At 73.7% G+C, this 22793-nt stretch carries 20 protein-coding genes; 5 read left to right on the top strand and 15 right to left on the bottom strand.

Going from position 1 to position 22793, the window contains the following annotated elements; translation table 11 throughout:
* Positions 1-562: 562 nt before the first annotated feature.
* Positions 563-1411, top strand: coding sequence for a helix-turn-helix domain-containing protein (locus OG550_RS02695; RefSeq protein ID WP_327674068.1), 849 nt, complete (start codon positions 563-565; stop codon positions 1409-1411).
* Between the two features lie 16 nt (positions 1412-1427).
* Positions 1428-1985 carry a class IV adenylate cyclase gene (cyaB, locus tag OG550_RS02690; protein WP_327683659.1) on the top strand — a complete coding sequence of 186 codons (558 nt, stop codon included), beginning with the start codon at positions 1428-1430 and terminating at the stop codon, positions 1983-1985.
* A gap of 92 nt (positions 1986-2077) precedes the next feature.
* Here cyaB and OG550_RS02685 read toward each other — a convergent pair whose 3' ends face one another.
* From OG550_RS02685 to OG550_RS02675, 3 genes are read right to left on the bottom strand one after another with little or no spacing between them, the layout of a single operon-like run.
* Complete coding sequence (locus OG550_RS02685) at positions 2078-2524, bottom strand: NUDIX hydrolase (protein ID WP_327674066.1); 447 nt, start codon at positions 2522-2524, stop codon at positions 2078-2080.
* Complete coding sequence (locus tag OG550_RS02680) at positions 2521-3771, bottom strand: DegT/DnrJ/EryC1/StrS family aminotransferase (protein ID WP_327674064.1); 1251 nt, start codon at positions 3769-3771, stop codon at positions 2521-2523. Before OG550_RS02680 ends, OG550_RS02685 begins: the two co-directional genes overlap by 4 nt.
* The gene (locus tag OG550_RS02675) at positions 3768-4760 is read right to left on the bottom strand and encodes a Gfo/Idh/MocA family protein (RefSeq protein WP_327674062.1); all 993 of its coding nucleotides are present in this window, start codon (positions 4758-4760) and stop codon (positions 3768-3770) included. The genes OG550_RS02680 and OG550_RS02675 overlap by 4 nt, the downstream gene beginning before the upstream one ends.
* Before the next feature lie 155 nt (positions 4761-4915).
* Between OG550_RS02675 and OG550_RS02670 the strand changes: the two genes are divergently transcribed.
* A complete protein-coding gene (locus tag OG550_RS02670; protein ID WP_327674060.1) occupies positions 4916-6229 on the top strand; it encodes a helix-turn-helix transcriptional regulator in 1314 nt (437 codons plus the stop codon).
* Positions 6230-6293: 64 nt separating this feature from the next.
* On the opposite strand, the gene OG550_RS02665 is transcribed toward OG550_RS02670, so the two are convergent.
* The 6 genes from OG550_RS02665 to dhbA all read right to left on the bottom strand — a co-directional run bounded on the left by OG550_RS02665 (position 6294) and on the right by dhbA (position 11876).
* Positions 6294-6806: a GNAT family N-acetyltransferase gene (locus OG550_RS02665; protein ID WP_327674058.1), complete on the bottom strand. Its 513-nt coding sequence runs from the start codon at positions 6804-6806 to the stop codon at positions 6294-6296.
* Positions 6803-7615 (bottom strand): ABC transporter ATP-binding protein, encoded by an 813-nt coding sequence (locus OG550_RS02660; protein WP_327674056.1) that lies wholly within the window; start codon positions 7613-7615, stop codon positions 6803-6805. The genes OG550_RS02665 and OG550_RS02660 overlap by 4 nt, the downstream gene beginning before the upstream one ends.
* Positions 7612-8244 (bottom strand): isochorismatase family protein, encoded by a 633-nt coding sequence (locus OG550_RS02655; RefSeq protein ID WP_327674054.1) that lies wholly within the window; start codon positions 8242-8244, stop codon positions 7612-7614. The genes OG550_RS02660 and OG550_RS02655 overlap by 4 nt, the downstream gene beginning before the upstream one ends.
* 20 nt (positions 8245-8264) lie before the next feature.
* A complete protein-coding gene (locus tag OG550_RS02650) occupies positions 8265-9857 on the bottom strand; it encodes a (2,3-dihydroxybenzoyl)adenylate synthase (protein ID WP_327674052.1) in 1593 nt (530 codons plus the stop codon).
* Positions 9854-11035 carry an isochorismate synthase gene (locus OG550_RS02645; protein WP_327674050.1) on the bottom strand — a complete coding sequence of 394 codons (1182 nt, stop codon included), beginning with the start codon at positions 11033-11035 and terminating at the stop codon, positions 9854-9856. Before OG550_RS02645 ends, OG550_RS02650 begins: the two co-directional genes overlap by 4 nt.
* Positions 11036-11117: 82 nt before the next feature.
* On the bottom strand, positions 11118-11876 hold the full coding sequence (gene dhbA / locus OG550_RS02640) for a 2,3-dihydro-2,3-dihydroxybenzoate dehydrogenase (RefSeq protein ID WP_327674048.1): 759 nt from the start codon (positions 11874-11876) through the stop codon (positions 11118-11120).
* Between the two features lie 357 nt (positions 11877-12233).
* Between dhbA and ddaH the strand changes: the two genes are divergently transcribed.
* Both ddaH and OG550_RS02630 read left to right on the top strand, forming a co-directional pair.
* Positions 12234-13091 (top strand): dimethylargininase, encoded by an 858-nt coding sequence (gene ddaH / locus OG550_RS02635; protein ID WP_327674046.1) that lies wholly within the window; start codon positions 12234-12236, stop codon positions 13089-13091.
* Positions 13092-13239: 148 nt separating this feature from the next.
* Positions 13240-14958, top strand: coding sequence for an MFS transporter (locus OG550_RS02630; protein ID WP_327674045.1), 1719 nt, complete (start codon positions 13240-13242; stop codon positions 14956-14958).
* A gap of 73 nt (positions 14959-15031) precedes the next feature.
* Here OG550_RS02630 and OG550_RS02625 read toward each other — a convergent pair whose 3' ends face one another.
* The 6 genes from OG550_RS02625 to OG550_RS02600 all read right to left on the bottom strand — a co-directional run bounded on the left by OG550_RS02625 (position 15032) and on the right by OG550_RS02600 (position 22670).
* Positions 15032-15307, bottom strand: a complete 276-nt coding sequence (locus OG550_RS02625) for an amphi-Trp domain-containing protein (RefSeq protein WP_327674043.1) — start codon at positions 15305-15307, stop codon at positions 15032-15034.
* 167 nt (positions 15308-15474) lie between these two features.
* Positions 15475-16893, bottom strand: coding sequence for a diacylglycerol/lipid kinase family protein (locus tag OG550_RS02620; protein WP_327674041.1), 1419 nt, complete (start codon positions 16891-16893; stop codon positions 15475-15477).
* A gap of 97 nt (positions 16894-16990) precedes the next feature.
* Positions 16991-17419, bottom strand: coding sequence for a DUF7144 family membrane protein (locus OG550_RS02615; protein ID WP_327674039.1), 429 nt, complete (start codon positions 17417-17419; stop codon positions 16991-16993).
* Between the two features lie 262 nt (positions 17420-17681).
* On the bottom strand, positions 17682-18008 hold the full coding sequence (locus OG550_RS02610; RefSeq protein ID WP_327674037.1) for a carboxymuconolactone decarboxylase family protein: 327 nt from the start codon (positions 18006-18008) through the stop codon (positions 17682-17684).
* A gap of 262 nt (positions 18009-18270) precedes the next feature.
* A complete protein-coding gene (locus OG550_RS02605; RefSeq protein WP_327674035.1) occupies positions 18271-19626 on the bottom strand; it encodes an FAD-dependent monooxygenase in 1356 nt (451 codons plus the stop codon).
* Positions 19623-22670: a LodA/GoxA family CTQ-dependent oxidase gene (locus OG550_RS02600; protein WP_327674033.1), complete on the bottom strand. Its 3048-nt coding sequence runs from the start codon at positions 22668-22670 to the stop codon at positions 19623-19625. The genes OG550_RS02605 and OG550_RS02600 overlap by 4 nt, the downstream gene beginning before the upstream one ends.
* Positions 22671-22793: the final 123 nt, after the last annotated feature.

Below are 22793 nucleotides of genomic sequence, written 5' to 3'. Positions count from 1 at the left end.
GGGCCCGCTCCCGCAGCGGCCCGGTCCGCCGGTGAAGGCCCGGCCCCCGATCGGCGGCGCTCACCGGTTCCCTCCCGGTAGGTGACGGCTGCACACGCATGAGGTGTCACCGCAGAGGCACACCAGCACCACCGCACGCGCCTCGTCCCGAATCCCACCGGGGCACCCGTGGTGGGCACCGAACAGGCATTCCGCCGAGATGTAGCGGCCCCCCTGCCTGGTGTCGAGACGGACCACGATGTCGGCGGGTTCGTCAGGCCGTGCGGCGACGGTGATCACCGGGTCTCCCCGGGAGCCGGACACGGGAAGGTGTGCGCGACGACTGCCCAGCCCAGAGGAGCCAGGTCGGGGCCGGTCGGGGTGTAGACGTGGCCGGCTCGCACGAGCTCGCCACCACCGAGGTTGCAGCGGATGCAGGCTCTGCCCTGGAGTTGGGCTCCTGACGGAGGCGGCTTCGGCGTTGGAGGGTCTTCCATTCTCACAGCGTCCCGGTGACCGGCGGTCAAGGGCGATATCCAGAGGGTAATCTCACGGTGAGATAGCTCCCGAGGACGGGATTGCCATGGCCACCGCACTCGAACCGATCATGCTGCCCGACGCCTCGTGGCAGACCGGCCAGATCAGCGCTGCACTCCGCGACCGCGACGTCGGAAGTCTGTTCCGGTACGTGCAGCACCACAGCGGGGCCAGCCAGGCCCGCATCGCCGTCCAGGTCGATATGACGCAGGCCCGGGTCAACGAGATCATCAACGGGCGCCGTGAGGTCGTCCGTCTGGACGTCTTCGAGCGCATCGCGGACGGCTTGAACATGCCGGACGACGCCCGTCGTCAGCTCGGTCTGGCCCCGCGCAGGGAGAGACGGGCACCCGGAGCGGCATTCGACCTCGCCGCGTTCCCCGAGATCGTCCGCGTCTACTCCGACCAGTCGTCCGCCGCTGCGGAGATCGGGCGGTCCGCCCGGTCCGCCGGTGAACTCGACGTCCTTGCCGTCCGCGGCCTGGGTCTCCTGGGCCTTCGGGACTCGCTGCTCCGTCCGCACCTCGACCGTGACGGCGACCTGCCGCCCCGTCTCCGTGTGCTCCTGCTGGACCCGGAGTCACCGGCCCTCGTCCGCAGGGCGGCCGAGATCGGAGAGTCCCCGGAGTCGCTGGCCAGTGGTGTCCGGCTCGCCGAGGCCCGTCTTCGTGAGCTCGCGGAGGTCGGCCACGTCGAGGTCTACCACTACCGGTCCCTGCCGGTGTGGCGCGTGATCCGGCTGGACAGGACGCTCTACGTCAGCGCGTTCGACGCGGACTGGGAGGGCCACGAGTCGGCGACCTACAAGGTGCTGGCTACGCCGTACGGTCCGCTGTACCGAGGGTGGCGCCGGATGTTCGACGCTATGGTGGCCGACGCCGAGCGCGTGATCTGACGGAGGGACGACGGTGGTGATCGAGGCGGAGCTGAAGGCCGTAGTGCGGGACCCCGAGGGGATTCTCCGGCTGCTCGAAGACCGGTACGGGCCCGGGCGTGCGGAGGTCTATCGCGACACCTATTTCGACGCACCCGACGGATCGCTCATGGGAGCGGACCGGGAACTGCGGATCCGTACCGTGCACAGCCCGGACGACACCCGGACCGTCCTGACCTACAAGAGCGCCCGGGTGGATGAGGCGTCCGCCTCGAAACCCGAGGCCGAGACGAGGGTGGAGGACGCGGAGGCCGCCCACGAGATCGTTCGTGGCCTCGGATTCGTCCCGCGCATCGCGTTCGAGAAGCGGTGCAGGAACTACTCGTTCACCGCTGACGGACGGCAGCTCCTCGCCACCCTCGTCCGAGTACCCGAGATCGACGGCACATTCATCGAGTTGGAGACCATCGCGAAGGCGGACGACGACCTGCTTCCCGCCCTCCGTGTCGTCCGCACGGTGCTGGCCGGTCTCGGGATCGCGGAGGACGATCTGACGACGGAGCAGTACACCGACGCCGTGGCCGCCGCACGCTGAGGCCCGCGCGGACCGGATGCACCACCGCTCAGGACTTCCGTCCCTCGTCCCGCCGAGGAGCAGCTCGGCGGGACGAGGCGGCACTCCGGATGTCAGCCGCCGAGCAGCGCCCGTGTCTCGTCGCTCACCTCGGGCAGCCGGCCCCGGTCCGCCCAGGTCCAGTCGCCGTGCTCGGAGAGGACGACCGGCCCGTGCCGCCCGACCGTGACCGCGAAGGTGAACTGCCGGGTTGGCCGGCCGCTGCCGGACGTGTAGTCGAAGGCTCCGACGTAGCCGGTGACCTCGTCGACGGTGAGGCCGGTCTCCTCCAGGACCTCCCGCTCCAGCGCCTGCCCCAGCTCCTCGCCCGGCTCCACACCGCCGCCGGGCAGCTCCCACAGGCCGCCGAGGAAGTCCTCGGGCCTCCGCCGCAGCAGCAGCACCCGGCCGTCCCGGTCGTGGATCAGCGCACCGACCACGAACTTCGCGACACCCGCCTCCGCCGCCTCGGCCAGGAGACCGGGGGCGAGGCCGGGTTCGGTGACGAAGAGGGAGGTCACAGCAGCTCCTTGTGGTGGTCGATCACCTTGCGGGCCGCACGGACGTACCGCCCGGCCAGGGGAAGATCCTCCCCACGATGCCAGACCGGCAGCTTGATTGTGTGCCGGTAGGTGTGCTCGGCGACGGGGAAGTCTCCGTCCGCATAACGACGGTGGGAGTGCGGATGACCGGGAAAGAGGGGGCCGGGCTGTCGGTACAGCGGCAGCTGGTTCATCGGGCGGGTCGAGCCGGGCCGGTCGAACCCGGTGGCGCCTTCCGCCACGAGCGCCTGGTGGAATCGCTCGATGCTCAGCCCGCCGAACTCCTCCGGCCGGTAGGTGATCGTCAACCCGTACCACGACGGGATCACACCGTCGGGCATGGGGATGACGTCCAAGCCGGGCATGCCGGCGAACTGTTCACTGAGGTGATGGGCGACTTCGGCCCGGCCGGCGAGGTAGCCGTCGAGGCGGCCGAGCTGGTCGAGGGCGAGGGCGGCTGCCAACGGGTGGATGCGGAGCTTGAGGCCGGAGCCCGTCACCGCGTACCGCGCGAGAGGATGACTCTTCGGGATCTCCGACTCGGCGCGCTTGTTGTAGTGCGCGAAGGTCAGCACCCGGTAGTACGTGTCGTCGTCGTCCGTGAGGACGAAGCCGCCCTCTCCGCCGGACAGCGGCTTGGGGCCGTTGAGGGAGAACGCTCCGGCGAGCCCGAACGTGCCGACCTTCTGCCCGCCGTGCGAAGCGCCGTGGGCGTGGGAGCCGTCCTCCAGCAAAGCCAGCTCGTGGCTCTTGGCGATGGCCTGCAGCGCGAGCATCGCCGCCGGTCTGCCCCACAGATGGGTGACCATGATGGCCCGGGTCCTGGGCGTGATCAACTCCTCCACGCGAGTCGGGTCGATGTTTCCGTCCGGGCCGGTCTCACAGAGCACCGGAACGGCGCGAAGGTGGAACAACGGGGAGGCGGTGGCGTGGAAGGTCCAGGCAGGGACGATCACCTCGTCCCCGGCGTTGACACGCGCGGCCCAGTAGACGGCGTGCAGAGCGGCCGTGCCGGAGCTGAGGGTGATCGCGTGCCGGACCCCGAAGTACTCCTGGAGGGCGTCCTCCAGCTCGGCCACGATGCCGGACCTACCGGGAACGGAGACAGCGGTGTCGAGCTGGGCGGCGACCCTGGCACGGGTGACGTCGTCGACGGGCGGCCACACGAAGTGCGGGGCGGAGCCGGTCAGGACGGCGTCGCCGCCGAGTAGGGCGAGGGCGCTCACAGCATCTCCTTCGGGTCGATGTAGCGCCCTGCCTTCTTCGACGCGTAGCAGGACGCGATGAAGGCGGCATGGGCGAGGTGCTGGTCGGGCCCGGAGGTGTTGGGACGCTCACCGTCCAGGACTCGGCAGAAGTGGTCGATCTGGGCGGTGGCGGCGCTCGCCGGGGCTTGAGGCCGGGACAACTCCTCGACCACCGAACCGTCCAGTGCCAGACGCTGGACCTGGCCCCTGGTCAGGAGGACCGACCCGCGCGTGCCGACGACGTGCAACCTCTCGGTCTTGGGAGCCATCCAGCGCGAGAGCAGAACGGAGCCGTAGAGGTCGGACTCGTAGCCGAGCTGGATGACGGCGGTGTCCTCGGCGTCGTAGCCACCCCCCGGTACGGCGGAGGCCGAGAGTTCGGCGAGTACCCGGGCGGGCATGCCGAAGTACCAGAGCAGCAGGTCGACCAGGTGGTAGCCCATGTCGATGATGCAGCCGCCACCGGCCTGGCTGACGTTCCCCCGCCACCCGCCGCCGGGATCATCGGTGTGAAAGGTGTACTGGCCGTCGATCAGGAACGGGGTACCGATCTGGTCCAGCAGCTGCGGTACCGACGTGTAGAGCGGGTTGAAGCGCCGCTGGAGGGTCACCATCAGCTCCACCCGGCCTGCCTCGCAGATTCCCGCGAGTTCGCGGGCTTCGGACGGGGAGGTGGCGAACGGCTTCTCCTTGAGGACGTGCACGCCTCTGGCCGCGCACTCCCGGATCACGGTCCGCCCTGCGTGGTGCGGGACCGCGACAATCGCGAAGTCCGGCTCGACCGAGTCCAGGAGGTCGGCGGCGCGGGTGAACCCGGGCACCTGCAGGGTGTCCTGTCGGGCCCGCAGAGCATTCGGGTCGCTGTCGCAGACCGCGACCAGCTCGGCCCTGCCGGACCCGAGCAGGCCGGGCAGGTGGTCCTCGGTCGCTTGGTGGCCGAGACCGATGACGGCGGCTCGACGTTTCATGAGCAGACTCCTTCCGCTTCGTGCGGGAACTTGTCGATGCACGTCGAGTAGAGCTGAACGGAAGGTCACCGGAAAGGCGCTGTCTGTAGTCCGGGGGTGGTCTCGCGTTCGCTGGCAGTAGGCTTGCCGTCACTGTCGATGATGGAATTGGGCCCGTGGACGACGCGATCCGGCACCCCCTCGCTTACGCGCGCGACCTGCGTGGTTGGTCGCAGTCAGATCTCGCCCTGCATATGGACCGGGCGGCTAGGAGGCACGGGCTGCGGTCCGGCGCGGACAAGGCCGCTGTCAGCAAGTGGGAGAACTGGCGTAAGGGCCCGAGTGCGGAGACCCAGGTCTGGATCGCCGCGGCCTTTGAAGTCCCGTCGGAGGAGCTGGAAGCGTTCGGCTGGCCGGACTGGCTACCTGGTCACGACATCCCTCTGCCGTTGGGCTCCGCATACGCCGTCCAAGCTCTTCGAGAGGCCCAGAGAACCGCGATGGACCGCCGCAACTTCATGACTCTCAGCGCGGTGTCGCTGGCCGGCCTCGCGGCACAGTGGGCCCGCATCGAGCCTGACCGCCTGACCACAGCTCTGCACGGCAAGCGCGTGGACACGGAGTTGGTCGACTGGCTGGAGGACACCAGCGCGAGGCTGACGGCCCTGCCGACCGAGCAGCGCCAGCATGCCGCCCGGTTGATGGACGCCCACCTCGCCACCGTCACCGACCTGATCGCCGACGGTCGGTACACCGAGCCGAACGGCAAGCGCCTGTACCTCCTCGCCGCCTCGCTGGCCACCACGTGCGGCTGGTATCGCTTCGACCAGGGCCGGCACTCGGCGGCGGGTCGATTGTGGACGTCGGCCCTGCACAGTGCGCACGCGGCAGGCGCACGCGACTTCGGAGCCGGAATCCTCTCCGACATCGCGTATCAGGCGACCTGGCTCGGCAAGCCCGACATCTCCGTGAATCTCCTGGGTAACGCACTTTCCCGCACTGAGCATCCCACCGCCCGGTCCCTCCTGTTCCTCCGCCGTGCTCGGGCGCATGCGGCGCTCGGTAGAGGTTCCGCCTGCTATCGCGACTTGACGGCTGCCGAGAACGTGCTATCGGTCGCTACCTCGGATTCGCCCCCTGGCTGGTGTGCGTGGATGAGTCCGGCGGACCTCGCCGTCGACTCCGGGCAGTGCATGCTGGACCTTGGACAGACCAGCCTCGCGCACGCTCGCATCACGGAGGGAATGAGCCTCCTGCCGCGCGCCCGGGACAAGACGCGTGGGATCTTCCTCACCTACGAGGCCCGTAGCCTCCTCAAGGCCCGAGAGGTCGAACGGGCCCTCGCTGTCACCAATGAATCCCTCGACCTCGCTACCCGTATCGGTGCCGAACGGTGTGTCACTCTCGTCCGTGACCTCGCGCCTGCTTTCGAGGCCTACCGACAGGTGGACGGAGTGCCGGAGTTCCTGGAACGTCTCGAAGCGAGCTGATCTGAACGAACGCGGCGGGCCCGGTGGAGTGTCCACCGGGCCCGCCGTCGTGGTCGTGCCGGGCTCAGAGCTCCCGGGTGAAGACCCGGGAGTTGCGGGCCGGGTCGAGGCCGGCCGCCCACTCGCGCGGGGCGGCCGAGGCCGGGATCTCCGTGAAGCCGTGCCGGAGGAACAGCTCGCCGCCGCCGGTGGTGGCGGTCACCAGGGCGCGCAGGCCCCGGCGGCGGGCCTCGGCGAGGACGGCCGTCACCAGGAGCGAGCCGAGGCCCGCGCCCTGACGGCCGGTCCGGACGCAGAGGTTGTGCAGCAGCCCGGTCGAGGGCCGGCCGGCCTCGGGCGCCAGCGCGCGCAGCGCGACACAGGCGTCGAGCCGGCCGTGCGCGCCCGCGCCGGGCCCGTCGTCCTCGGCGCGGACCATCAGGAAGGTGTCGCCGGGCCTCCGGTACGCCTCCGGCGCGCGCTCGCGCAGCGCGCCGGAGCGCATGAACGGGGCGGACAGCGCGTACAGCGCCGGTGCGTCCGCCCCCGCGGCGCGGACCGCCCGCAGGACCGCGGACGGCCTCAGCGCCGCTGTCACCGGACCGGGCCGCGGCGTACGGGGGCCAGCGGGACGACCAGCGGGGTGCCGGTCTGCGGGTCCTCGATGATCTGGCAGGGCAGGTCGAAGACCCGCTCGACCAGGTCGGCGGTGATGATCTCGGAGGGCACGCCCTCCGCGACCACCGCGCCGTCGCGCATGGCGATCAGGTGGGTGGCGTACCGGGTGGCCTGGTTGAGGTCGTGCAGGACGGCGACCAGGGTGCGGCCCTGCTCCTGGTGCAGGCGCGCGCAGAGGTCGAGCACCTCGACCTGGTGCGCGATGTCCAGGAAGGTGGTCGGCTCGTCGAGCAGCAGCAGCGGGGTCTGCTGCGCGATCGCCATGGCGAGCCACACCCGCTGGCGCTGGCCGCCGGAGAGCTCGTCCACGAAGCGGTCGGCGAGGGCGTCGACGTTGGTGGCCGCCATCGACTCGGCGACGATCCGCTCGTCCTCCTGCGACCACTGCCGGAACAGGCCCTGGTGGGGGTACCGGCCGCGGGCGACGAGGTCGGCGACGGTGATGCCGTCCGGGGCGGTGGAGCTCTGCGGGAGCAGGCCGAGCCGGCGGGCCAGCTCCTTGGCGGGCAGCGCCCCGATCTGCTCGCCGTCCAGGAGCACCCGCCCCGAGGCGGGCTTGAGCAGCCGGGCGAACGCCCGCAGCAGGGTCGACTTGCCGCAGGCGTTGGGGCCGACGATCACGGTGAACGAGTCGTCCGGCACCGCCACCGACAGGTCGGTGGCGATGGCGCGGTCGCCGTACCGCAGCGTCACCTTCTCGGTGTGCAGCCGCTCGCCGGTGGTGGTCACTTCTCCTCCAGGAGTTCGGCGGTGCTGAGGACGACGGCGCACTTCTCGGCGGCCCAGCGCAGCGCCTCGGCGTGCTTCTCGGCGGAGAAGTCGGCGACGGCGTCGCCCACCACGAAGGCCTGGACGTCGCGCGACCACGCGTCGGCCGCGGTCATCATGACGCCGATGTGGGCGTAGACGCCGACGATCACCAGCTGGTCGCGGCCGGACTCCTCCAGCAGCCCGGCGAGCTCGGTGCGGGCGAACGCGCTGTACTTCCACTTGAGCAGCATGACGTCCTGCTCGGCGGGTGCGACGACGTCCGGCACGCCCTGGGCCTGCGCGTCGGCGGGCAGCCCCGGCCCCCAGAAGTCGAGCTGGAGGCCGCGTTCCCCGGGGGTCTGGCCGCCGCGCTGGTGGGAGTAGATCACCGGCACGCCCTGCGCCCGGGCCCGCTCCAGGATCCGCGCGGTGTTGGCCAGGGCGGGGGCCAGCGGGGGGCCCTCGGCCGGGAACGCGCCGAGGAAGTAGTTCTGCAGGTCGTGGACGAGTACCGCGGCCCGCGCCGGGTCGACCTGCCACGGCACCTTGCGCGGCGGGAGGTCCGCGGGGCCGGGCAGTTCGTAGGGGGCGATGGCAGGCAGTGCCATTCGAGGGGGGCCTTTCTGGGCTAGCGGGAGGTGGTGCGGAGGTCCTTCTTGCTGACCTTGCCGACGCCGGTGCTGGGGAAGGCGTCGACGAACTCGACGCGGTCCGGGACCTTGTAGCCGGCGAGCCCGGCCGCGCGGACGAACGCCTTCAGGTCGAGCGCGCGGGGCCGCTCGGCGTCGGGCCGCAGGATCACGTACGCGCAGCTGCGCTCGCCCAGGTACTCGTCCGGGACGGCGACGACCGACACGTCGTGCACCGCGGGGTGGGCGAGCAGGACGTTCTCGACCTCCTCGGCGGCGACCTTCTCGCCGCCCCGGTTGATCTGGTCCTTGGCCCGGCCCTCGACGACCAGGTGGCCGGTGGGCGTGCGGCGGACGAGGTCGCCGGTGCGGTAGAAGCCGTCGGCGGTGAAGGAGCGCGCGTTGTGCTCGGGCGCCCGCCAGTAGCCGCGGATGGTGTAGGGCCCGCGGGTCAGCAGGTGGCCCGTGGTCCCCTCGGGCAGGTCGACGTCCTCGTCGTCGACGATCCGGATCTCGTCGTCGGGCGAGATCGGACGGCCCTGCGTGGTGAGGACGGTCTCCTCCGAGTCCTCGGGGCGGGTGTAGTTGACCAGCCCCTCGGCCATCCCGAAGACCTGCTGGAGCCGGCAGCCGAGCGCCGGGCCCAGCCGGCGGGCGGCCTGCTCGCTGAGCTTGGCGCCGCCGACCTGGATCAGTTCGAGGCTGGACAGATCGTGGCCGCTGCCGGGGGCGGCCTGCGCCCAGGCGAGGGCCAGCGGCGGCACCACACCGGTGATGGTGACGCCCTCGCGGGCGATCAGGGCGAGCGCGGTGCCCGGGCTCGGCTCGGGCGCCAGCACGACGCGGCCGCCGGCGTGGAAGGCGCCGAGGGTGCCCGGCGAGCTGAGCGGGAAGTTGTGGGCCGCGGGCAGCGCGCACAGGTACACCGTCGCGGGCGACAGTTCGCAGATGACGGCCGACTCGCGCACGCTGTACAGGTAGTCGTCGTGGCTGCGGGGGATGAGCTTGGGCAGCCCGGTGCTGCCGCCGGACAGCTGGAGGAAGGCCAGGTCGCCGGAGTGCGGCGGGTCGGCCGGCGGGACGGGCGCGTCGGCGCGCAGCTCGGCGAGCGGGGTGAACCGCCCGGGGTCGCCGACGACGAAGACCTCCCCGAGGCCGGGGACGGCCGCGCACACCTCGGCGGCCAGCTCGCGGTGGTCGAAGCCCTCGTGGCGGTCGGCGATGAACAGGGCCTTGGCCTCGGCGAACTCGCAGAAGTACGAGATCTCGGCCCGGCGGTGCGCCGGGAGGCCCATCACCGGGACGACGCCGGCCCGCATCGCGCCGAAGAACACCTCGAAGAACTCGGCCACGTTGGGGAGCTGGAGGACGACGCGGTCGCCCTTGCGCAGCCCGCGGGCGAGCATCCCGGCGGCGAGCCGGTCGGCGCGCGCGTCGAGTTCGGCGTAGCTCCAGTGCCGGTCCCCGTCGGTGACGGCGATCCGCTCCGGGGCCGAGGCGGCGTGCCGGCGGATCATGGCGTCGAGGGTCTCGCCGGTCCAGTGGCCGGCCGCCCGGTAGCGGGCGGCGGCGTCCTCGGGGTAGAGGCTCATTCGGCGTTCTCCAGTCCGACGGCGTGCAGGAAGGTCCGGAACTTCGCGGCCGTCTCGGCCAGTTCGTGTTCCGGGACGGAGGCGGCGACCACACCGGCTCCGGCGAACAGCCGCAGCAGGTCTCCGTCGGCCTCGGCGCAGCGGAGGGTGACGACCCATTCGCCGTCGCCCGAGGCGTCGCCCCAGCCGACCACGCCCGTGTAGAGGCCGCGGTCGAACGGCTCCAGTGTGCCGATCAGGTCCCGGGCCCGGTCGGTCGGGGTGCCGCAGACGGCCGGGGTGGGGTGCAGGGCCAGCGCGAGGTCCAGCGCGCTGGTGGACGGGTCGCGCAGCGTCCCGGTGACGGTGGTGGACAGGTGCCACATGGCCGCGGTGCGGATCAGCGACGGGCGCTCGGGGACGACGAGGTCCTCGCAGTGGGGCGCGAGCGCCCGGCGGACGGCGTCGACCACGAAGGCGTGCTCGGCGAGGTCCTTGGGGGAGCGGGTCAGCGCCTCGGCCCGGCGCCGGTCCTCCACCGGGTCGGCGCTGCGGGCGGCGGACCCGGCGAGCGGGTTCGACACCACGTGCGGACCCCGGCGGGAGAGCAGCAGTTCGGGGCTGGCCCCGACCAGGGTGGCGGTCCCGCCGGCCGGCACGGCGAAGGTGTAGCCGTGCGGGTCCCGGTCGAGCAGCCGGCCGACCATGGCGGGGATGTCGGTGCCGCCGGGGGCGGTGAGCTCCAGGGTGCGGGCGAGCACGACCTTGGCGAGGGTCGGGTCCTCGTTCATGAGCCGGACGGCCCGGGCGACCGCGTCGCGGTAGCCCTCGGGTGCGGGGACGGGCCGCCGGGTCCACGCGGTCTCCGCGGGCCGGGCGGGCGCGGCCGCGGCGGGGAGGCCGGCGCGCAGCGGCGCGGCGCGGTGCACCCGCTCGGGGATGAACAGTTCGGCGGGCCGGCCCGGGGAGAAGGGGATCGCCCCGACGACCACCGGGTCGCGGCCCTCGGCCCGGGCCGCCGCCAGCAGCCGGCCGGCGTCGGCCGGGTCGGGCACGGTCCGGTGCACGCCTTCGGCGAGCAGGGTCCGGGTGGGGCCGGCGAGGAAGGCGCGGTCGGGGCCCGGCCGGTAGGCGGCCAGGAGCTCGCTGCCGTCCACCGGGGTCACGACGGGGGACCGGGCTTCGGAAGCCGTGGTCATGGTGCTCCGTTCTGCCGGTGCCGGGGGCACCGGGGGTGGGACTCGAAGGGGACGGGCGGTTCCGGGACCGCCCGGTTCGGCGTCAGGCCCGCAGCGTGGCGCCGCCGTCGACGTAGAGGTCGTGCATCGTGATGTGCCGCGCGCGGTCCCCGGCGAGGAAGAGGACGGCCTCGGCGACGTCCTCGGGGGCGGCGATCCGGCCGAGCGGGATCCCGGCCCGGAAGCTGGCGAGGTCGCCCTCGATGACCCGGCGCTCGCTCTCGTCCTCGTCGTCGGTCCACAGCGCGCGCTGCATGGGGGTGTCGGTCGATCCGGGCGAGACCAGGTTGCAGCGCACGCCGGAGCCGGCCAGTTCCAGGCCCAGGCAGCGCATGAACATCGTGGTGGCCGCCTTGGAGGCCGCGTACGCCGCCATGTTCATCCGGGGCACGCCGGCGGCGTTGGAGCCGACCGTGACGATGCTGCCCCGCCCGCGGTCGGCCATCCGGCGGCCGACGGAACGGCAGGTGTGGAACACCCCGGTGGTGTTGACGGCGAAGGTGTGCTGCCAGTCCTCGTCGCTCGTGCTCAGGACCGGACCGGCGTGGAGCACCCCCGCGACGTTGACCAGGACGTCGATCGGCCCGTACTCGTCCTCGGCCCGGTCGACCAGCTCCTCGACCGCGGCGGCGTCCGTGACGTCGAGCCGGTGCACCGAGGGGTCGGACGGGGAGCGGTCGCAGGCGACGACCCGGGCGCCGCTCGCGGTGAGCAGGCGGGCGACGGCGGCTCCGATGCCCTGGGCGGCGCCGGTGACCAGGGCGGTCCGGCCTGCGAACTCGTCGGTGGATATCGGTGCCATCGGTCAGCGCACCGCCGTGGCGGCCGACTTGCCGGTGTCCCGGCCGGTGCGGCGCGGTCTGGGAACACGGCTGGTGGTGGGCGGCATGGACCTTCTCCCTGGGGTCGGAGCGAAGCGGCTGTCGGACAGGCTTGCGAAGCGGTGAGGTAAGGTTAGCCTAACCGCATCGGGGGTACGTCAGGGACCGTCCCACACGTCCCGGGATCCTCCCCCCGGCCTCTGCTCCGCTGCTCCCCGGCCCCCGCTCCGCTGCTCTTCCGGCTCCCGTCCGGGCCGACGGCGACCCCGTCCGCCCAGCCATCCCGCCGCGCGGTGCCACCACGCCCGCGGGCCCGCCACGTTCGACCAGAGGACTCCATGCCTGCCACGGACACCATCCCCATGCCGGACCACTTCCCCTCCCGTCGGGCCCGCGTCGCCACACCGCGACGCTTCCTGATGTGCGAGCCGCGCCACTTCGACGTCACGTACTCCATCAACCCGTGGATGGACCCCGGCAAGCCGGTCGACGCCGAACTCGCCCTCGCCCAGTGGACCGCGCTGCGCGACCTGTACCGGAGCCTGGGCCACACCGTCGACGTCATCACCCCCGTCCCCGGCCTGCCCGACATGGTCTTCGCCGCCAACGGGGCCACCGTCGTGGACGGCCGCGTCCTCGGCGCCCGGTTCCGGCACGTCGAGCGGACCGCCGAAGGACCGGCCTACCTCTCCTGGTTCACCTCCCGGGGGTACCGCGACGTGCACTGGCCCGAGCACATCAACGAGGGCGAGGGCGACTACCTGGTGGTGGGGCGCACGATCCTGGCGGGCACCGGCTTCCGCACCGACCCGCGCTCCCACGCGGAGGCGCAGGAGTTCTTCGGACTGCCGGTCATCGGCCTGACCCTCGTGGACCCGAGGTTCTACCACCTCGACACCGCGCTCGCCGTCCTCTCCGACGACGAGGTCATGTACTACCCGGCCGCCTTCAGCGCGGGCAGCCGGGCCGTCCTGCGGGAGCTGTTCCCCGACGCGATCCTCGCGGACGACCGGGACGCCGCGGTGTTCGGCCTCAACGCGCTCTCGGACGGGCGCCACGTGCTGCTCCCCGAGGCGGCCGCCGGGCTCCAGCGCAAGCTCCGCGACCGCGGCTTCGAGCCGATCGGCGTCGACCTGACCGAACTCCTCCACGCGGGCGGCAGCGTCAAGTGCTGCACCCTCGAACTGCGCTCCTGAGGACGCCGGGCCGACCCGCACACCACCGGCCCCGCTGACGGGCCGTGACGGCCGGACCGGTCGGCCCGGCACGGCGGCGCCGCCGACCGGCTGACATCCGTGGCGGGTCGGGGCGCCGCCCACCGGGCCCGCTGGGACCATGACGCCCATGGCATCCAGGGCATCCGGTACGTCGGGAACATCCGGGACACCCGGGACTTCGGGGGCGGGCGCGTCCGGCAGGTCGTCGAAGGCCGGGCTCGTCCTGCTGACGCTCGCGTCCGGGCAGTTCCTGATGACGCTGGACAGCTCCGTCATGAACGTCTCGATCGCGACGGTCGCCGAGGACGTCGGCACGACGGTGAGCGGGATCCAGGGCGCCATCACCGCCTACACCCTCGTCATGGCGATGTTCATGATCCCCGGGGGCAAGGTCGGCGCGCTGATCGGCCGCAAACGCGCCTTCCTGGTCGGCTGCGTCATCTACGGCTGCGGCTCCCTGACGACCGCCCTCGCCCCGAACCTGCCGGTGCTCCTGGTCGGCTGGTCCTTCCTCGAAGGCATCGGCGCGGCCCTCATCCTGCCCGCGATCGTGGCACTGGTCGCCGGGAACTTCGGAGTCGAACGCCGCTCCGCCGCCTACGGGCTCGTCGCGGCCGCGGGCGCCGCCGCGATCGCCGTCGGGCCGCTGATCGGCGGCATCGCCACCACCTACTTCTCCTGGCGCTGGGTCTTCGCCGGCGAGGTCGTCATCGTGCTCGGCATCCTCGTCCTCGCCCGCCGCATCGCCGACGCCCCCGCCGACCAGAGCCCGCCGATCGACCTCGTCGGGGCCGCGCTCTGCGCCCTCGGGCTCGGCGTGTTCGTCTACGGCGTGCTCCGCTCGGGCGCGTGGGGCTGGTTCCTGCCCAAGCCCGACGCCCCCGCCTGGCTGGGGGTCTCCCTGGTGGTGTGGCTGATCCTCGCCGGCCTGCTCCTGATCCGGGTCTTCCTCGCCTGGGAGAACCGGCTGGTCGAGCGCGGCGGGGAGCCGCTGGTGGACCCGGCCCTGCTGCGCAACCGGCAGCTCACCGGCGGCCTGACGATGTTCTTCTTCCAGTACCTCGTCCAGATGGGCGTGTTCTTCGTCGTCCCGCTCTACCTCTCGGTCGCGCTGGGCCTGTCCGCGCTCCAGACCGGCGCCCGCATCCTGCCGCTGTCGCTGACCCTGCTGGCCGCCGCGATCCTGATCCCGCGGCTGCTCCCGGACGTCTCACCGCGCCGGGTGGTGCGGCTCGGCGTCCTCGCGCTGTTCGCGGGCGCGGTGGCGCTGCTGGCCGCGCTCGACGCCGACGCCGGCGCGGAGATCGTCACCCTGCCGCTCCTGCTGATCGGGCTCGGCATGGGCGCGCTGGCCTCCCAGCTCGGGGCCGTCACGGTGTCCGCGGTGCCGGACGAGAAGAGCGCGGAGGTCGGCGGCGTCCAGAACGCCGTCACCAACCTGGGCGCCTCGATCGGGACGGCCCTGGCCGGGTCGATCCTGATCGGCGCGCTCACCTCGTCGTTCCTGGCCCACGTCGAGGGGAACCCGGCCTTCCCGGACGAGGTCCAGAGCCAGGCGGTGGTGAAACTGGAGAGCGGCGTGCCGTTCCTGTCGGACGCCCAGCTCACGGAGGCCCTCGACACCGCGGGGGCGGACTCGGAGGCCACCCAGGCGGCGCTGGACGCGAACGCCGCCGCCCGGCTGGACGGCCTGCGCGCCGCGCTGGCGGTCCTGGCGCTCACCGCGCTCCTCGCACTGTTCTTCACCCGGCGGATCCCGGCGACCCAACCGGGTTCACCGGGCCCGGCGACCCAACCGGGCTCGTCGGCCTCGTCCGGTCCCGCGGGCCCGCCGAAGGGGACCTGACGGGACGGCAGGTCCCAGGGCGGTGCGGCCGGGACCGGTGCACCGGCCGGGTCGGGCGTACCGGACGCGCGCGTCAGCCGCCGTCGCTCCCGGCCGACGGCTGCGAGGGCGCCGGACGGTTCTGCGCGGTCGGCCACTTGAGCTCGACCTCGATCTCGATCTCGCCGTCGCCCACCTCGACCTCGACCTCGCTGCGGAGCTCGTCGGGGACGCGCAGGGTCATCGTCCCGGGGCCGAGTTCGATCTCGGCGTTGCCGCCGTGCCGCAGCGCGGCCGCGAGGGCGGAGAGCAGATCGGCGGCTTCCAGGCGGGTCAGCGAACGCTTCTGCTCGAACTTGAGGTCCTTCACGGGTCTCTCCCATCCGGTGCGACGGACCGGAGGTGCCGGGGCAGGCGCCGCCCTCGGACACGGGGCCGTCGGACCGGCGGCAAGCGCCGGTCACGGCGTCCGAGGAGGCACCTCCTCCCTCCAGCCTGCGCGCCCCGGCCCGCCCGTGCCACCTCGGGCGGTCCGGGTCACCCCGTCCGGTCCGTGGGCGGCGCTGCGCCCGGTCCCGGTGCCTGTGCCGGTGCCTGCTCGGCGGCCCTGGCTCCGGCCACGGCCCCGGAGCCGGAGCGGGTGAAGGCCAGCGAGAGGATCTCGCGCCACTCCGGGGTCGGCCGGACGGGCGGGGGACCGGGGCGGCCCCGGGGCACCAGGACGCGCAGGGCGCCCGGGCGGATGCCGCAGACGACGGGCGCGGGCAGGTACAGCGCCTCCCCGTCCACGGCGACCGGGATGCGGTCCGTGTCCGACCCGACCACGACCTGGCGGCAGGTCAGCACCCGCAGGCCCGCCGCCCTGCCGCCGCGGAGCGCCAGCCGGGTGGCCTGGGCCGCGTTGGTCACCCGGATCCCGACCACGCCCAGCACACCGAGGTCCAGCCGCGGCCGGCGGCCGCCCCCGGAGACCGGTTCGGTGCCGGTGTAGGGGTTGTTGCTGATCAGGAGCGCCTGCTGGGCGTCCAGCCGGGCGTCCTCCTCCTCCGTGCGGGCGTCGACGAGGTGCCCGCCGTAGCCGAGCAGCAGGTCGGGCAGCGCGTCGAGGGCGGCGCCCGCCTTGGCGTCGCGGTACTCGGGGCGCTGCACGATCTGCGCGTACACCCCGAAGGACGCCGTGTTGACGAAGGTGAGGCCGCCCACCGTGCCCAGGTCGACGCGCAGTTCCTCCCCGTCGGTCAGCGCGTCGAGGCAGCGGGCCGGGTCCGTGCGGTCCAGGCCGAGGTCCATCGCGAAGTGGTTCCGAGTCCCCGCCGAGATCACCAGGAACGGCAGGTCGTGCTCGGCGGCCACCTCGGCCACCCTGGCCTGGGTGCCGTCCCCGCCCGCCACCCCGAGCAGGTCCGCCCCCTCGGCCACCGCCTGCCGGGCCAGCGCGGCGACGTCCACCGTGGCCGACGTGTCCAGGAGCGCCACCCGGGCGCCCAGCGCCTCGGCCTTCTCGACCAGACCGAACCGGCCGACCTTGCCGCCGCCCGACTTCGGATTCATGATCAGGAACGGCCGGCTGGGGCGCTGCCCGGCGACCGCGCGCATGCCGTCCGGCCGGCGCACCAGGCGCACCGCCGACCGCGCGCTCGCCGCCGCGGCCGCCCACAGCACGGTGGCGGCCAGCGCCTCCGGCCAGAGCCCGGCCCGGGCGTAGAGCACCACGACGGCCGCGGGCGCGCCCACCATCAGCAGGAACCCGAGTGCGCGGACGGCCCCGCGGTGGGACACCGCCCACCAGGTGCCGGCCGCGGTGAGTGCCGAGCCGATCAGCGCGGTGGCGAGGATCAGCAGCCCGCCGGGGCCGCTCCCGGCCACCAGCACCACCAGGGCGCCGAGGGCGCAGAGCACGGCCAGCCGGGCCGACCGCCGGGCGCGCCGGAGCACGGTCGGGGGAGGTGCCGCCATCGCCCTCACCTCCTCCGACCGGCCTCTGGTGCCTCACGGGGCGTCCGGGGCTCCTCGGCCGTGCCGGCCTCGGGCGCCCCGGTGGCCACCCTGTTGTTCAGACGATCGGGGCGTCGTCGCGGTGGACCGCGCAGAGGCCCCAGATCACGAAGCCGCTGATGGCGATCACGACGACGGACCACAGCGGGTAGTAGGGGAGGGAGAGGAAGTTGGCGATGATGAGCAGCGCCGCCAGGGCCACACCGAGGATCCGGGCCCAGAGCGAGACCCTGAACAGTCCGAGGCCGATGCAGATGGCGATGATGCCGAGGATCAGGTGGATCCAGCCCCAACTGGTCAGGTCGAACTTGAAGATGTAGTTGGGGGTCCGCACGAAGACGTCGTCCTCGGCGATCGCCATGATCCCTCGGAAGATGCTCAGACAGCCTGCGAGCAGGAGCATCACGGCGGCGAAGGCGGTGACGCCGCCCGCGAAGCCGGACGGGCCGCCGGTGCCGGCGGGAGCGCTTCTGGTGGCTGAGGACATGAGGTGCCTCGATTCGTGCCTTCCGGTCCTCCGCGGGCGGTTGCGGAGGGATCCGGCGGTGTGGAGCCGGTGACGGGTCCGGGGGACGCGCCGTCCGGGCCCGGGCGGGCTGCCGCGGGAGCCGGGTGGCGGTGCCGCGCCCGTGGCCGGGGAGCCGGGTGGATGCGGACGGGGACCGGGATCGGGATCGGGGTCGGTGTCGGGGTCGGTCGGTGGCCGGTGGCCGGTGCCGAAGCAGCCGGGCGGTCGGGCCGGCCGGGGGTCAGCCCGAGGAGGCGGCGTCGATCTCGGCCACCGCGATGGCGAAGCCCAGTGCCTCGGTGATGTGGGTGGCCGCCGACATCACCCGTGCGGTGCCCACCACCGGGGCGATGGCCACCAGGACGTCCTGGACCTGGTCGGGGGTCACGTCGGACTCCATGGCCGGGCCGAGGTGGGCGAGGTAGGACATCGGCGGCGCGTCCATGGCGACGAGCGCGGCGATGCGGGTGAGGATGAGCGTCTCGGTGGGCAGCCCGCAGCGCTCGATCGAGTCGAGGGTCATCGCGGCGAGGGTGTCCAGGACGGGGGTTTCGGAGGATGTCGTCATGCCGGGTCATCTCCTGGGGGATCGGGAGCCGACGCGGGCGGTCGTGGGGAGTACGCGATTTCCGCCGTATCGTGCCCCCTGTAGTTCGACCCTAGGAGCATTCCGGCCGGCGTGCACCTTCGTGCCGTCACGGGTGACGGCACGGTGACGCGGTGAGTGCCGCGGTGGGTGACGCGGCGACGCGGTGGGTGTCCGGCCGGGTGCGCGCCGCAGTCGCCGGGCCGGCGGAGGACCGTCGCGGTCAGTGGTCAGTGGTCAGTGGTCAGCGGTCAGCGGTCAGGGCCGGGGGCCGGGGCGTGTGGCGCCGCCGCCAGAAGGGGTGGTCCGGCCAGCGCTGCTCCTGCCGGTAGGAGAGCGCGTGGTTCCCCGCGTACGCGGCGGCGATGCCGTCCAGGAACGCGGTGTAGTCCGCGAGTGCGGCCACCGTCCGGCCCGGCGCGGCCAGGCAGGCGGCCACCGCCCGTCCGGCCCGGGCGCCGGTGTGCAGGGCGGTGAGGATGCCCTGCGAGGAGAGCGGGTCGAAGGCGAGCGCGGCGTCCCCCGCGGCCACCCAGCCCGGGCCGGCGACCGGGTCCAGCCGCAGGCCGTGGGCCGGCGTCCACCGGGGGAGCGGGGTGGCGGCGGGGTCGTACCCGGCCAGCCGCCGGCGCACGTGGCCGGTGCGGGTGATGCCGTGCCAGAAGCCCTCGGGGGTCCGGAGCGCGGGGTCCGCCAGGTCGGGGTCGGTCAGATGGGCGACGAGGCGTCCGGCCGGGACCAGGGTGGTGTACCACCAGCCGTGGGGCACCGCCTCGACGAGCGTCCGCGCCTCCCGGTCCCCGCCGCCGCCGTCCGCCTCCTGCGCCGCCCCGCCGTCCGTGCCGCCGTCCGCCCTGCCGTCCGTGCCGTCGCCGGGGCGGCGGACGTCGAAGACGGCGTAGGCGGCGACCAGGCGGTCCTGCCGGTGGCGCAGGCCGTGCCGGCGGCCGATGACGCAGCGGCGGCCGGTGGCGTCCACCGTCCAGCGGCTGCGCAGTTCCCGCACGGCGCCGGTGGCGCGGTCGCGGACGACCAGGCGGCCGTCGGCGTGCCTACGCAGCACGGTGGACGGCCGGAGTTCGGCGCCGGCCGCGACGGCCGCGTCGCGGAGGAACGCGTCGAAGCGGACCCGGTCGAGGTGCCAGCCGTGGCCGTACGGGTCGAAGAGGTGGCTGCGGCCGTGCAGCGCCGCCGAGCCCCAGGCGGTGAGGGTCCCGGTGGATCGCGGGTGCCCGGCGGCCAGGAAGGCGTCGAGCAGTCCGAGGTCGCGCAGCAGCGGACGCGCGGCGGGCGGCAGGAACTCGCCGATCCGGAACCCACCGATCCGGGGCGCGTCGGTCCTGGAGGTGTCGGTCCTGGACGCGTCGTTCCGGGGCCCGCCGGTGCCGCCGGCCGCACCCGCACCCGCGCCCCCGCCGTCGTCGAGGAGCAGGACCCGGTGGCCGGCGCAGGCCAGGACCAGCGCGGCCACCGCGCCCGCCGGGCCGCCGCCGGCCACGGCCGCGTCGACCTCCGGGGCCTCGACTCCCCGGGGTGCGCCGCCCCGCGAACCGTCCTCCCGCGAACCGCCGTCCCCGGAACCGCCCGGCGCCGCGGTCACCGGCGGTGCAGGCGTACGACCTTGTCGATGAAGCCCGCCGACACCTCCTCGTCGGGCTGCTCCGCCATGGTGACGGCGGTGGCCAGCGCGGACTCGCCGAGGACGGGATCGGCGCCCAGCGGCACGTGCAGGGTGACCAGGTTGCGGGAGGCCGGCGGCGCGGGCTCGCGGGGGAACGAGACCTCCGACTCGACCAGCATCTCCGCCGGGAACCGTGGGTCGTCCTCGACACCGGGCCGGCGTTCGACGAGCCCGAGCCTGCCGAAGTCCTTCACCATGGCGTTGATGGTGTTGAGGTAGCCGGAGGGCAGCCAGCGGAGCCAGGTGCGCCGCTTCTCGAAGGCCGCCAGGCGCTCCTCGACCGGACGCGAGGTGTCGACGACGACGTCGTAGTCCTCCTCGGCCAGCACGTGGTTGGGCACCCGGGCCGGCCAGAAGGTGGGCAGGAACGGGTCGTACTTGGGGCCGTAGCCCGGCAGGCCGTAGCCGTAGCCGGAGAGGCAGCTGGCCGTGTCGGTCTGCCACGGCACCGCCATCCAGCGCGTCAGGTCGCCCGGGCACTGCCCGTAGAGCGGCCCGTCGAAGGAGAGCGCGATCTCCGGGGTGAGCTTCGGGCCGTAGGACGGCGGCCGCGGCCCCTTCGGATCGCGGCGGCGCACCCGGAACGGGCGGCTGTACAGGGTGGTGTGCCGCATCGGCCAGGTCAGTTCGCAGCCGGGGTGGAAGGCGTCGGCGAGGCAGAACGACAGGGCCGCCCGGTCGAGGGCCTCGGGGCGCCGGGCGAGCGGGAGCGCGTCGAGGGACGGCGGCGGCGGCGCCTGCGGGTCGTGGTCGGCGGTGAAGTCCCCGTCGGCCCAGCGGTCCAGCAGGCGGTACTGGAGCGCGGAGAGCGTCACGTGCTGGCGCGCGGAGTCGGGCGGCAGGTTCATCGCGTCGCCGTAGATCGCCGGCCACGGCACGGGCGACATGCCGTCCCGTTCGTAGTCGCGCATGGTGGCCCAGACCTGCCGGCGCAGCTCGCGGTGGACGGGTGAGGGGTCGGCGAGCCGGGCGAGCAGGCCGGGGTCGAGGAAGTCCACCCGCCCGCCGTGCCCGAACTGGGCGGCCAGCCCGTGGTTGACCCACTGCAGGCCGCAGAGGCGGCGCAGCACGGGCAGCACCTCGCGGGTGAACGACACCTCCTGCGGTGCGGGGACCAGACCGGCGGTGACGAAGGAGTCGCGCACCAGGTCGTACATGGTGCGGACCGAGGTGAGCTCGGGCGCGTAGTTGGGCGGCGTGGTGACCACCCAGGCGGGTTCGACCGGTACCGCCCGCCCGTCGATGCGGACCTCGGCGGTGACCGGGCCGTCGGAGACGTCGTCGTGCCAGCCGTCGTTGTTGGCGAAGGTGTCGGCGGGGGTGTCGGTGATCGAGGCGGAGACGCCCCGCCCGCCGAGGAAGATCAGCCGTCCGCTCCCGTCGGTGCGCAGCTCGCCGAGGTAGACGGGCCGGTCCAGGAAGGTGCCGGTGTCGAAGCGGTACTCGGGCCGGTCGGAGCGGTCGCGGCCGCGCACCGAGCGCTCCCCGGGGTCGATGACGAGCCGGTCGCGCTGGGCGGCCGGGACCTTCGGGTTGCGCAGCAGGCTGTCGTCGGTCCGCTCCGCCTCCGGGATGTCGAGGGCCAGCTGGAACTGGTACCAGGCGGCCTTCGAGTTGACGACGTGGACCGTCCACCGCAGGTCCGCGTTGTCCGCGGTCAGTTCGGCGACCGGCTCGCCGGCGGCGTTGTAGCCGTAGACGCGGAAGCGGACGGCCTGGCGCTTGAGGGCGCCGGTGGCGTCCTTGTAGCTGCCGGCGGGCAGCGCGGGCTCGTCCTCGGTCTCCGGGGCGAGGAAGAACCCGTCGGTGCTGTCGCCGACCCGCGCCACGCCGATCGCCGGGTGCACGGCGGCCCGGACGATCCGGGTGTCGCGGCCGGGCGGCGGGGTGATCTGCGGCCGGGCGGGGCCGGGCTCGGTCGCGGGGACGCCGTTCACGTCGCGTCGCTGCGCGGCCGAGGCGAGGTAGACGGCCCTGCGGGCGTCGGAGATGCTGCCGACCGGGCGGTGCTCGGCGAGGCCGTGCCAGGGGTTGAAGGCGAGGTTCTCCCCGTAGGCGGCCTGGCCGCGGGCGCGGACGTCCTGCTTGCGGAGGGTCAGCCGGGCCACCCGCACCGGTGCGCCGGCGGACTCCTCCCAGCGGACGGTGGCGCGGTCCAGCGGCATGTTCGGCGGGTCGTCGCGGAACTGGAGCAGCAGGTCGAAGGCGGCCGGGCCGGCCGCGAGCCGGTGGTGCAGGTCGACACCCAGGTAGCCGGGGTCCTCGTCGGCCGGGACCGCCGCCGGGTCGCCCGGCTCGCAGCCGGCGGGGACCAGCTTGTACTTGACGAAGCGCTCGGGGCCGAAGGAGTAGGGCAGGACGCTCCAGTACGTGGCGGTCAGGGCGCTCTCCTCGACCTTGGCCATCGCGTCGAGGACCTCCCGGGTGACGGGGTGCGCCCGCAGGTACGTCTCGTAGTCGCCGTCGACGACGCCGGCCCGGGTGAACTCGCACATGTCCTGCGCGGTGTCGACGAAGAAGACGTCGTGGTTCTGCAGCAGCAGGTCCTGGGTCCCGGCCTCGGTCGCGCCCTCCAGCAGCTTGGGGCCGGGGACCCCGAACAGCTTGACGCCGATGCCGACGGTGGTGCGCAGGTCGGGCCGGGCGGGCACGGTGTCGCTGGAGAACCGGACCCAGGCGTCCAGGCCGTCGGCCCGCTCGTGGGCGGTCTGCAGGAAGCCGACGCGCAGCTCGGGCGGGAGGTCGGGGGCGACGGTGAGCACGCCGCGGGCGACGCCGTGCGGCTTGAGGAACACCGGCCGCCGGGCGGGGTCCTGACCGCGGGTGATGCGTGCGCCCTGGGTCATGTCCACGAACATGTCCCGGAGCGCGGCGACGGGGTCGTCGGTGCAGTCGGGCAGGTCCGGCCGCCCGGGGCCGGGGACCCCGTCGGGGGTGCCAGGGGTGCCGGGGGTTCCGATCATGCTGTGCTCCCGTCAGTGCGGGGGCCTGCCGGTGGTCCGGCGGGGGCCGCCCGTCCGCATCCTGGATCCAGCGTGCACGAACCTGCGGCGGGGCGGCAGCGGGGTACCGCCGAACCGGCTACC

The organism is Kitasatospora sp. NBC_00458, assembly GCF_036013975.1.
In the GTDB taxonomy this organism is placed as follows: Bacteria; Actinomycetota; Actinomycetes; order Streptomycetales; family Streptomycetaceae; genus Kitasatospora.
Note: the sequence above shows the minus strand (reverse complement) of the source record. Positions and strands in the feature narration are given on the sequence as shown.